1 protein-coding gene is annotated in these 13,417 nt (G+C 76.5%); it reads left to right on the plus strand.

All coding sequences use genetic code 11. The features are described from left to right. A partial coding sequence (locus B073_RS0135745) for a non-ribosomal peptide synthetase (RefSeq protein ID WP_018542859.1) occupies nucleotides 1-13,417 on the plus strand: 13,417 nt, incomplete at both ends.

A 13,417-nucleotide genomic window follows, 5' to 3' on the forward strand; every position in this document is an offset into this window, starting at 1 on the left:
TGGCGAGGCCGTCGGCCCGGACCTGTGGCGGGAACTCGCCGCGCTGCCCGACGTCGCCGCCTACAACTTCTACGGCCCCACCGAGTGCACCGTCGACGCGCTGTCCTGCCGCATCGACGGCATCGGGCGGCCCCTGGTGGGCCGGCCGCTGCCGAATGTGCGCGCCCACGTCCTCGACGGCCGGCTCCGGCCGGTGCCGCCCGGCGTCGGCGGCGAGCTGTACCTCGCCGGCGATCAGGTCGCCCGCGGCTACCACCACCGCCCGGGCCTGACCGCCGCCCGGTTCGTCGCCGACCCGTTCGGGCCGCCCGGCAGCCGGATGTACCGCACCGGCGACCTGGCCCGCTGGACGGCCGATGGCCGCCTCGACCACCTCGGCCGCGCCGACGACCAGGTCAAGATCCGCGGCCACCGCATCGAACCGGGCGAGGTCGAGGCGGCGCTGACCGCCCTGCCGGACGTCGCCGAGGCGGCCGTCGCTGCTGTCCCCGACGCCCACGGCCACGCCCGGCTCGCCGCCTACCTGGTGCCCGCCGCCGGCTCCGCCCGGCCCGCCGCCGCGGAGCTGCGCGCGGCCCTGGGGCGGACCCTGCCCGGCCACATGATCCCCGCCGCCTTCGTCGTGCTGGCCGCGCTGCCGCGCACCACCAGTGGCAAACTGGACCGCCGTGCCCTGCCCGCCCCCGACCTCGAAGCCGACCGCGACGAGCGGGAGTTCGTGGCCCCGCGCACCGAGGCTGAACGGACCCTGGCCGGCATCTGGTCCGAGGTGCTGGGCCTCGCCCGGGTGGGCGTCACCGACAACTTCTTCGAACTCGGCGGCGACTCGATCCTCAGCATCCAGGCGGTCTCCCGGGCCCGCGCCGCCGGACTCCGACTCACCTCCCGGGACGTCTTCCGGCACCAGACCGTCGCCGAACTCGCCGCCGCCACCGACGTGCGCACCGCCCCGGACGCCACGCACCGCCCGGCCGACGAGGCCGGACCGGCCCCGCTCACCCCCATCCAGGAGTGGTTCTTCGCCACCCACGGGCCGCTGCGGCACTTCAGCATGTCGGTGCTGCTCGACCTGCCGCACGACCTCGACCCCGACGCCCTGGAGCGCGCCCTGCACGCGGTGGCCGCCCACCACCCGGCGCTGCGCACCCGGTTCGTCCGCACCGGCGACACCTGGCGCCAGGAACCCGGCGCCGCCGTTCCGCCCGGCCTGCTGGCCCGCCCTGGCCTGCCGGACTCCGGTGCCGCCCGTGACGCCGCGCGCACCGCCGCCGCCGACGCGGCCCGCGCCGCCCTCGACCCCGCCACCGGCACCCTGCTGCGCGCCGCCCTGTTCCCCGCGGCACCCGGCGACCGCCCGCAACTTCTCCTCACCGCACACCACTTGGCGGTCGACAGCGTCTCCTGGCGCATTCTCCTCGCCGACCTGGAGAGCGCCTACCGCCAGGCCGCCGCCGGCGACCCGGTCCGACTGCAGCCCACCACCACGCCGTTCACCACCTGGGCCGCACACCTGGCCCGGCACGTCCGGGACGGCGGACTCGACGGCGACCTGGCCTACTGGACGGCCGAGTGCGCCGCGCCCCGCACCCCGCTGCCGGTGGACACCCCGGGCACCGCGCTCGCCGGCTCGGTCCGCACCGTCCGCGCCCGCCTCGACCGCGACACCACCGAGGCACTGCTGCGCCGGGTGCCCGGGGTGTACCGCACCCAGATGAACGACGTCCTGCTCAGCGCGGTGGGCCGGGTGCTCGCCGACTGGGCGGGCACCGACCGCGTCACGGTGGCGCTCGAAGGGCACGGCCGCGAGGACCTCCCCGGACCCGACGGCGCCGCCGGCGGTGGCGGTGACGGCTCCGTCGGCGGCGAGGGCGTCGATCTGTCCCGTACCGTCGGCTGGTTCACCGTCCAGTACCCCGTCACCCTCATCCCGGCCGGGACACCGGAGGAACCCGACTGGGGCGCCACCCTCAAGGCGGTGAAGGAGCGCCTGCGCGCCGTCCCGCACCGCGGCCTCGGCTACGAGGCACCGGCCCGCCTCGGCTCACCCGACCCGGCCGCCCGCGCCCTCGCCGAACTCCCGCTGCCCCAGGTCTGCTTCACCTACCACGGCCAGTGGGAGAGCGCACCCGGCCGGGACTTCGCGCCCGCCGGCGAGGCCCCCGGCCGCGACATCGACCCCGGCGAACCCCTCGACCATCTGCTGGACATCTCGGCCGCGGTGGCCGACGGCGTCCTGGAGTTCACCTGGCACTACAGCGACCGCATCCACCACGAACGCACGGTCCGCACGCTGGCGGACGGCACCGTCCGCGCACTGGCCGCCCTCACCGCGCACTGCACCCGCCCGGACGCGGGCGGCCGCACCCCCTCCGACTTCCCGCTGACCCGGCTCGACCAGGCCGGGGTGGACCGCCTGGCCGGTGACGGGCGCGCGGTCGAGGACGTCCTTCCGCTCACCCCGCTCCAGGAAGGCATGCTCTTCCACCGCCTGATGGGCGGCGCCGACGACGTCTACCTCGACCAGGCCACCCTGTTGCTCGACGGCATCGCCGACCCCGACGCGTTCGCCCGCGCCTGGCAGCACGTCACCGACCGGACCCCGGCGCTGCGCACCTCCGTCGTCTGGGAAGGGGTGCCCGTACCGCTGCAGCTCGTCCACCGGCGGGTGACGGTGCCCACCGTCCACCTCGACTGGCGCGACCTGGACGAGGAGCGGCGGACGGCCGAACTCGCCCGCGTGCGGGCCGAGGACCTGGCACGGGGCCTGGACCTCAGCACCGCCCCGCTGATGCGGCTCACCCTGATCCGGCTGCCCGCCGGACGGCTGCGCCTGCTGTGGACCTCGCACCACCTGATCCTGGACGGCTGGAGCCTGGCCCAGGTCCTGACCGACGTGTGCGAGGAGTACGCCGCCCTCGCCGCCGGCCGCACCACGGCCCCGCCCGTGCGCCGCCCGTTCGGCGACTACGTACGCCGGCTCGCCGCCCGGGACGACCGGGCCGCCGAGGAGCACTGGCGCGCTGTCCTCGCCGGCTTCGCCACTCCCACCCCGCTGCCCTGCGACCGCCCGGCCCGGGAGGCCCACCGGGCCCGCTCCGCCGCGGTGCGCACCGGCGGTCTGGGCCCCGAGCCGTCCCGGCGCCTGGCACACGCCGCCCGGCGCCACGGCCTGACCCTCAACACCGTCGTCCAGGGCGCCTGGGCGCTGCTGGTCTCCCGCTACAGCGGGGAGCCCGACGTGGTGTTCGGCAGCACCGTCTCCGGCCGCCCCGACGACCTGCCCGGCGCCGAGTCCATGGTGGGGATGTTCATCAACACCCTGCCCACCCGGGTCCGGGTCGACGAGCGCCGCCCGGCCGCCGCCTGGCTGCGGGAGCTCCAGGACGGCCAGGCCGAGTCCCGGCGCTTCGAGTCCGTCTCCCTGGCGCGGCTCACCGCGCTCAGCGACGTCCCGGCCGGCAGCGCGCTGTTCGAGTCCATGGTGGCCTTCGAGAACTACCCGTTCGACGACGCCCGCACCTCCGGCGCCGGCGTCCGCATCCTCGACGTCGCCTCCCGGGACGCCACCAACTACCCCCTGGTGCTGCGTGCCCACCACACCGACCGCCTCGGCTTCGACCTCGCCTACGACCCGGACCGCTTCGACCCCACGACCGCCGAAGCCCTCGCCGACCGGCTGTGCCTGCTCCTCACCGGCCTCGCCGACGACCTGGACCGGCCGCTGCGCGACCTGGCCTGGACCACCGCCGGGGAACGCCGGCGCATCCTGGAGGACTGGAACGGCACGGACCGCGGCCGGCCCACGGCGACCCTGGTGGACCTCTTCGAGGACCAGGCGGCCCGGACGCCCGACGCCACCGCCGTGACCTTCGAGGACAGCGCCCTGACCTACGCCGAACTCGACACCCGGGCGGGCTGGTTGGCCCACCGGCTGGCCGCGGGCGGCGCCGGCCCCGAACGCTTCGTGGCGCTCGCGCTGCCCCGCTCCGCCGAGATGGTCGTGGCGCTCGTCGCGGTGCTCAAGACCGGCGCCGCCTACCTGCCCCTCGACCCCGACCTGCCCGCCGACCGGATCGCCGACCTCCTCACCGACGCGGCACCGGCCCTGCTGGTGACCACCACCGCCGTCGCCGGGCGCCTCACCGGCAGTGCCTGCCCCCGGCTGCTCCTCGACGACCCCGCGGTCCGCGCCGACCTGGACCGGCGCCCCACCACCGGCCCGGCCCCGGCCCGCCGCCCGCTGCCGGAGCACCCCGCCTACGTCATCTACACCTCCGGCTCCACCGGCCGGCCCAAGGGCGTCGTCGTCCCGCACGCCAACGTGGTGCGGCTGTTCACCCGCACCCGCGGCCACTTCGGCTTCGGTGCCGACGACGTGTGGACGCTGTTCCACTCCTACGCCTTCGACTTCTCCGTCTGGGAGATCTGGGGCGCGCTGCTGCACGGCGGCCGACTCGTCGTCGTCCCGCACGACGTCGCCCGTTCCCCCGAGGACTTCCTGCGCCTGCTGGCGGACGAACGGGTCACTGTGCTCAACCAGACCCCCTCGGCCTTCCACCCCCTGATGCGCGCCGAAGCCGAACACCCGGACGTGGGCGCGCGGTTGGTGCTGCGCCGGATCGTCTTCGGCGGCGAGGCACTGGATCCGGCCCGGCTCGCCGACTGGTACACCCGGCACCCGGACAGCGCGCCCGTCCTGGTCAACATGTACGGGATCACCGAGACCACCGTGCACGTCACACACGCCCCGCTGGACCGCGCCACCGCGGCCGAGGCCACCGGCAGTGCCATCGGCCGCGGCCTGTCCGACCTGCGTGTACGGGTGCTCGACGGCGGCCTCGCCCCGGTGCCGCCGGGCGCCGTCGGCGAGCTGTACGTGGCGGGGGAGGGGCTGGCCCGCGGCTATCTGAACCGGCCCGGCCTGACCGCCGCCCGGTTCGTCGCGGACCCGTTCGGCTCGCCCGGCACCCGGATGTACCGCACCGGGGACCGGGCCCGGTGGCGGGCCGACGGCACCCTGGAATACCTGGGCCGAGCCGACCAGCAGGTCAAGATCCGCGGATTCCGGATCGAACCCGGCGAGATCGAGGCCGCGCTGACCGCCCACCCGGACCTCGCCCAGGCCGTGGTCACGGTCCGCGAGGACACCCCCGGGGCGCGGCGCCTCGTCGCCCATGTCGTCCCCGCCGCCCGGCGTCCCGCGCCCACCCCGGCCGCCCTCCGTGCCCGCCTGGCCCGGACCCTGCCCGCCCACATGGTGCCCGCCGCCTACGTCACCCTGGACGCGCTGCCGCTGACCCCCAACGGCAAACTCGACCACCGGGCGCTGCCCGCCCCCGGGCCCGACGGGTTCGCCGCCGCGGGCACGGAGCGCACCGCACCGCGCACCGCCGCCGAACGGCTCGTCGCCCGGATCTGGGCCGACGCCCTCGGCACCGGCGACGCGGGGGCGGCCCTCGGCGCCGAGGACAGCTTCTTCGCCCTGGGAGGCGACTCGATCCTCGCGCTGCGCGTCGCCTCCCGGCTCCGCACCGCGCTCGGCACCGACGTCTCCCCCCGGCTGCTCTTCACCCATCCCACCCTCGAAGCGCTGGCCGCCGCCCTGCCCGCCCCGGCCGCCGGCCGCCCGGCAGGCCACCAGCCGATCCCGGCGGCCGACCGCACCGCCGCCCTGCCGCTCTCCTTCGCCCAGCAACGCCTGTGGTTCCTGGACACCTTCGAGCCGGGCGGCACCGCCTACCTGACCTTCTTCGTGCTGCGCCTGCGCGGACCGCTCGACGAGCCCGCCCTGCACACCGCCCTCGACGCCCTGGTGGCCCGGCACGAACCGCTGCGCACCACCTTCACCGAACGGGACGGCCGGGCCCATCAGATCGTCCACGAACCCCGCCCGGTCGCCCTGCCGCGGCACGACCTGTCGGACACCCCGCAGGCGGCCCGCGAGGCCGCGCTCGACACGCTGCTGGCCCGCGAGGGCGCCACCCCCTTCGACCTGGGCGAGGGGCCGCTGCTGCGGACCGGCCTGATCCGGCTCGCCGACGACGAGCACGTCCTCACCCTGGCCATGCACCACCTCGTCACCGACGGCTGGTCCACCGCCGTGCTCGGCCGCGACCTCGGCGAGCTGTACGCAGCCGCCCTGGACGGCCGCCGCCCCGAACTGCCCCCGCTCCCCGTGCAGTACGCCGACTACGCCGCCTGGCAGCGCGCCCGGGCCGACGAGACCGAGCGCCAGCACCTCGGCTACTGGACCGCCCAACTGGCCGACGTGGCCCCGCTGGAGCTGCCCACCGACCGGCCGCGCCCCGCCGAGCGCACCACCAACGGCGCGCTGCTGGAGTTCACCCTGCCCGCCCCGCTCACCGACCGGCTGCGCGCGGTCGGCCACCGTGCCGACGCCACCCTCTACATGACGCTGCTGGCGGCCTGCAAGGTGCTCCTCGCGCGCTGGGCCGGCCAGGAGGACATCGCGGTCGGCACCGTCGCCGCCGGCCGCGACCACCCCCAACTGGAGCATCTGGTCGGGATGTTCGTGCACACCCTGGTGCTGCGCAGCCGGGTACCCGACGGCCTGCCGTTCAGCGCCCTGCTGTCCGAGGTGCGCACCACCGTGCTGGACGCCTTCGCCCACCAGGACGTGCCCTTCGAGCGGCTCGTCGACGTGCTCCAGCCGGAGCGGGACACCAGCCGCACCCCGCTGTTCCAGGTCATGGTCGCCCTCCACAACCTGGGCGCCGAGGCCCCGCGCCTGCCCGGCCTCGACGTGCGGACCCTCCAACCGCCCGGCCGGCACGCCGCGTTCGACCTCGCCTTCGACTTCGTGACCCGCGACGGCGGACTGACCTGCTTCGTCGAGTACAACACCGACCTGTTCGACACGGCCACCGTCGAAGCCGCCACCGAGCGGCTGCGCCGGCTGCTGACCGCCGTCGCGGACGACCCCGGACGCCCGGTGGGCGCCCTGCCGCTGCTCTCCGACGCGGAGCGGCGCCAACTTCTCCAGGAGTGGCAGGGCGCCCACCTGCCCGTACCCGACACCACCTTCGTGGACCTCTTCGAGGAGCAGGTGGCCCGCACCCCGCACGCCACGGCCCTGGTCGCCCGGGACACCGCCCTCGACTTCGCCGCGCTGAACGAGCGCGCCAACCGGCTGGCCCACCACCTCATCGCCCTCGGCGTCGGCCCGGAGCGGGTGGTCGCCGTCCGACTGCCGCGCACCTCCGACATGCCGGTGGCGCTCCTCGCCGTCCTCAAGGCGGGCGGCACCCTGCTGGCCCTCGATCCCGAACTGCCCGCCGAACGCGTCGCGTTCCTGCACGCCGACGCCGCACCGCACACCGTGCTGACGGCCGACGCCCTGCGCGCCGCGCCGCTCGGCCGCCGGCCGGCCCACAACCCCACCGACGCCGACCGCACCGCACCCCTGCACCCCGCCCACACCGCCTACCTCACCTACACCTCCGGCTCCACCGGCCGCCCCAAGGGCGTCGCCGTCGAACACCGTCAGCTGGTCAACCTCTGCCACGACCACCGGGCCGGCCTGGTCGCCCCGCACACGACCGGCACGGAACCGCTGCGCTTCGCGCTGAGCGCCGCCTTCTCCTTCGACACCTCGTGGGAGGGCCCGCTGCTGCTGGCCCTGGGTCAGCAGGTCCACCTCATCGACGAGGACGAACGCCTCGACCCGGACGCCTTCGTCCGCCGGATCGCCGACCATCGCCTGGACGCCGTCAATGTGACACCGTCCTTCCTGCACGAACTACTGGCCGCCGGACTGCTCGACGGCGACCACCACCGCCCCCGGATCGTCCTGGTGGGCGGCGAGGCCGTCGGCACCCCCCTGTGGCAGCGGCTGCGGGCGGCCGAGGCCGAGGGCGTCACCGCCTACAACGTCTACGGCCCCACCGAGTGCACCGTCGACGCGGTCTACGGCCGCTTCGCCGACCACCCGGAGCGGCCGGTCCTCGGCCGGCCGGGCCGCAATGTGCGCGCCTACGTACTGGACGGCGCGCTGCGGCCCGTCCCGGCGGGGGTGCCCGGCGAGCTCTACCTCGCCGGCGCCCAGGTCGCCCGCGGCTATCTCGGACGGCCCGGACTGACGGCCGGGCGCTACCTCGCCGACCCGTTCGGCCCGCCCGGCACCCGGATGTACCGCACCGGCGACCGCGCCCGCTGGACCGCGGCGGGCCTGCTGGAATTCCTGGGCCGCACCGACGACCAGGTCAAGGTCCGCGGCTTCCGCATCGAGCCCGGCGAGGTCGAGGCCGCCCTGCTCGGCCACCCCACCGTCGGGGACGCCGTGGTGGTGGCCCGCGACGACGACGGCCGGGCCCGGCTGGTGGCCTACCTGGTGCCCACCGCCCCCGAGGCGCCGTCCGCCGAGGAACTCCGCGTCCACCTGCGCCGCACCCTGCCCGACCACCTCGTCCCCACGGTCTTCGTCCCCCTGGCGCGCATACCCCGCACCACCAGCGGCAAGACCGACCGGCGCGCCCTGCCCGCGCCCCCCGACCGGCCCGACGGCGGCGCCCGCCACGTGGCCCCGCGCAACGCGACCGAGCGGAGCCTCGCCGCCATCTGGGCGGAGGTGCTGGGCGTGCCCCGGGTCGGCGTCGACGACAACTTCTTCGCCCTGGGCGGCGACTCGATCCTCAGCATCCAGATCGTCTCCCGGGCCCGCCGCGCCGGATACGCCCTCACCTCCAAGGACGTCTTCCGCCACCAGACCGTCGCCGAACTCGCCCTGCGCACCGCCCCGGTGGACCCCTCGCCCGCCACCGACGCGCCCGCCCCGGCCGGACCGGCGCCGCTCACCCCCATCCAACACTGGTACCTCGACCGGCGGCGCCCCGGGGACGCCCTGCGCTTCACCATGACCCACCGGTTCGAGCTGACCGGTGGCACCGACGAGGAGACGCTGCGGCACGCGGTGGACGCGCTCGTCGCCCACCACCCCGCGCTGCGCACCCGCTTCCGCCGCACCGGCGGCGCCTGGCACCAGGAGGCGCTGCCCACCGCCCCCGGCGAGGTCTTCACCCGCCACGACCTGACCGGCCTGGACGACCCGCGGGCCGAGGAGGCCGTCCAGTGCGCCGCCACCGCGGCCCAGACCTCCCTGGACCCCACCGAGGGCCGGGTCGTGCGGGCCCTGTACTTCGACCGCGGTGACCGCCGTCCCGCGCAACTCCTGCTCACCGCCCACCACTTGGTCGTCGACGGGGTGTCCTGGCGGATCCTGCTGGAGGACCTGGCGACCGCCTGCCGACCGGCCGCCGACGGCCACCCGGCCGCCCTGCCCCCGGCGAGCACCGGCCCCGACCGCTGGGCGGCCCGCCTGGCACAGCACACCCGCGCCGGCGGCTTCGACGGCGACCTGGCGTACTGGACCCGGACCGCCGAAGTCCCCGCCGACCTCCCCACGGACCGCTCCGCCACCACACCGCCCGCCACCGCGGCCACCGCCGCCACCGTGACCGTCAGCCTGGACCGGGACACCACCGACGCCCTGCTCCGGCAGGTCCCCGACGCCTACCGCACCCAGGTCAACGACGTCCTGCTCAGCGCCCTGGGCCGCACCCTGACCCGCTGGGCCGGCCGGGACACCGTGCTCATCGGCGTGGAGGGCCACGGCCGCGAGGACCTCTTCGACGACCTGGACCTCTCCCGCACCGTCGGCTGGTTCACCGCCGAGTTCCCGCTCGCCCTGACCGTCGCCCCGGACGCCGACTGGCACACCACCCTGCGCTCCGTCAAGGAACAGCTGCGCGCCGTCCCGCTGCGCGGACTGAGCCACGGCGCGCTGCGCCACCTGGTGCCCGACAGCCCCCTGGCCGGCACGCCCGCACCGGGCATCGGCTTCAACTACCACGGACAGTGGAGCCCCGCCGCGGGCGACGGTTCGGCCGCGCCCGGCCCCTACGGCGCCCCCCTGCCCCCGGCCGGCCGGGACACCGACCCCGACGAGCCCCGCGGCTATCCGCTGGAGGTCACCGGCGCCGTCCAGGACGGCCGGCTCGAACTCGGCTGGACCTACCCGCCCGAGCTCTACGACGAGGCCACCGTGCGCCGCCTCGCCGAGGACACCCGCGCCGCCCTGACCGAGATCGTCGCGCACTGCGCCCGCCCGGACGCCGGCGGCCGCACCCCCTCCGACTTCCCGCTCGCCCGGCTCGACCAGCGCCAGGTGGACCTGGTCGCCGGCGACGGACGGGACGTCGAGGACGTCCTCCCGCTCACCCCGCTCCAGGCCGGCATGCTCTTCCACGGTCTGGTCGGCGAGGACGGTGCCTACCTCGACCGGATCGTGCTGCGGATCGCCGGGGTCGCCGACCCGCGGGCGTTCGCCGCGGCCTGGCAGACCGTCGCCGACCGCACCCCGGCCCTGCGCAGCAGCGTCCACTGGCGCGGTCTGCCGCACCCCGTGCAGGTCGTCCACCGGCGTGCCGTCCTGCCCGTCGTCCACCACGACTGGCGCACCCTGGCCCCCGCCGAGCGCGACGGCGCGCTGGACCGGCTGCTCGCCGAGGACCGGGCGGCCGGCCTGGACGTGACCACCGCCCCGCTCAGCCGCCTCGCGGTGGCCGCGCTCCCCGGCGACGAGATCGTCCTGGTGTGGACCTCGCACCATGTGATGCTCGACGGCTGGAGCACCGGCGCCCTCTTCGCCGACGTCTGCGCGCAGTACGCGGCGGACGTGCGGGGCCGGTCCGGCCGCCGGCCGGCGCGCAGGCCGTTCCGGGACTTCCTGGAGTGGCTGGACGGACAGGACCGGGCGGCCGCCGAGCAGCACTGGGCCGCCGTCCTCGACGGGTTCACCGCCCGCACCCCGCTCCCGTACGACCGGCCACCCGTCGAGGCGCACCGCGCCCGCTCCACCGCCCAGGTCCACCTGGAGCTGTCCGACGAGGTCTCCGCCCGGCTGCGCGCCACGGCCCGCGACGGCGGACTGACCGTCAACACCGTGGTGCAGGGCGCCTGGGCGCTGCTGCTGGCCCGCTACAGCGGCCGCCCGGACGTGGTGTTCGGCACCACGGTCTCCGGCCGCCCGGCGGAACTGCCGGGCGTGGAGTCGATGATCGGCATGTTCATCAACACCGTGCCGACCCGCGCCCGGACCGACGGCGCCCGCGGCGTGCTGCCCTGGCTGCGCGCGCTCCAGGAGCAGCAGAGCGACGCCCGGCGCTTCGACTTCGTCTCGCTCGCCCGCATCCAGGCACTCGCCCCGCTCCGGCCCGGCGAGCCGCTCTTCGACAGCATGGTGGTGTTCGAGAACTACCCCTTCGACGAGGCCGCCACCGCCGGCGCCGGCATCCGCATCCAGGACGTCCGCGCCGAGGACGCCACCAACTTCCCGCTGTGCCTGCGTGCCTACCTCGCCGACCGCCTCGGCTTCGCGCTCGCCTACGACCCGGCACTCTTCGACCGCACCACGGTGGAGCGGGCCGCGCAGCGGCTCGAAACGCTGCTGACCGCGCTCGCCGACGGCACCGCCCCGACCCTCGACGACCTCGGCCTGCTCACCGCCGCCGACCGGGAGGTGCTGCGCGGCTGGAACACCACCGCCCGCCCCGCCCCGGGCGGTTCGCCGGTGGACCTCTTCGCCGCGCAGGCCCGTCGCACCCCGGACGCGGTCGCGCTCACCGAAGCCGACGCAGAGCTGACCTACCGTCAGCTCGACGACTGGTCCGGCCGGCTGGCAGGCGTGCTGCGGGCCGGTGGGCTGTGCCCCGAGGACCGCGTGGCGCTCCACCTGGACCGCTCCGCCGCCCTCGTGGTGGCCCAGCTCGCGGTGCTGAAGGCGGGCGGCGCCTACGTACCGGTGGACGGCCGCGCCCCCGAAGCGCGCCGCCGACTGCTGCTCGACCAGGCCCGGGTGACCGCCCACCTGACCGCCGGCGACGTCCTGGCCGCCCGCACCGCCGACCCGGCCGCCGCGCCGCCGCTGCCGCCCGCGGACCCCGACCGGCTGGCCTACGTGATGTTCACCTCCGGCTCGACCGGCACACCGAAGGCGGTCGGGGTGCGGCACCGCGACGTGGCGGCCCTCGCCACCGACAGCCGCTTCACCGGCCCCGCCTTCGACCGGGTCCTGCTGCACTCGCCGGTCGCCTTCGACGCCGCCACCTTCGAGGTGTGGGTGCCGCTGCTCAACGGCGGCCGGGTCGTGGTGGCCCCGACGGGCGCGGTGGACGCGGTGTCGCTGCGGCGGCTGGCGGCCGGGGGAGCGGTCACCGCGCTGTGGCTGACGGCCGGCCTGTTCCGGCTGCTGGCCCAGGACGCGCCGGAGTGCTTCGCCGGGCTGCACCAGGTGTGGACCGGCGGCGACGTGGTCCCGGCCGCCGCCGTCCGCCGGGTGCTGGCCGCCTGCCCCGGCCTGACCGTCGTGGACGGTTACGGCCCCACCGAGACCACCACCTTCGCGACCTCCTTCGCCCTGACCGACCCCGCGACCGTCCCCGCCACCGTCCCGATCGGCCGGCCACTGGACGACATGCGGGTCCACGTCCTCGACGCCCGGATGCGGCCGGTGCCGCCGGGCACCGCGGGTGAACTCTTCCTGGCCGGCGAGGGCGTGGCCCGCGGCTACCTCGGCCGCCCCGCCGCCACCGCTGACCGGTTCGTCGCGGACCCCTTCGGCCCGCCCGGCGGCCGGATGTACCGCACCGGCGACCTGGCCCGCCGGCGGCCCGACGGCACGGTGGAGTTCCTCGGCCGCACCGACGACCAGGTCAAGATCCGGGGTTTCCGGGTCGAGCCCGGCGAGGTGGCGGGCGCGCTCGCGGCCCACCCCGGCGTCGCGGACGTCGCGGTGGTGGCGCACACGGCCCGCTCCGGCGCCCGGAGCCTGGCCGCCTACGTGGTGGCCCGCGACGGCCTCGACATGACGGCGCTGCGCGACCACGCCCGCGCCGCCCTCCCCGACTACCTGGTGCCCACCGCCTTCGTACCGCTGCCCGCCCTGCCGCTCAGCCCCAACGGCAAGGTGGACCGGGCCGCCCTGCCCGCCCCCGAGGACGACCCGGACCGGCCGGAGCCGGTCGCCCCGCGCACCGCGGCCGAGCGCCGCACGGCCGAGGTCTGGGCCGAGGTGCTCGGCACCGAACGGGTCGGCATGCGGGACGACTTCTTCGCTCTGGGCGGCGACTCGATCCTCAGCATCCGGCTCGCCGCCCGCCTCGCGGAGGTCTTCGGCACCGAGCTGACCCCGCGCGCGGTCTTCACCCACCCCACCCCCGAAGCGCTCACCGCGCTGCTCACCCGCCCGGACACCGCCGACCAAGCGGCGCCCACCCCCGTCCCCCGGGACACCCCGCCGCCGCTCTCCTACGCCCAGCAACGCCTGTGGTTCCTCGACGCGTTCGAGCCCGGCGGCACCGAGTACCTCACCCCACTCGCCCTGCGCCTGCGCGGCCGCCTC

Source organism: Streptomyces sp. MspMP-M5 (assembly GCF_000373585.1).
Classification (GTDB): Bacteria; Actinomycetota; Actinomycetes; order Streptomycetales; family Streptomycetaceae; genus Streptomyces.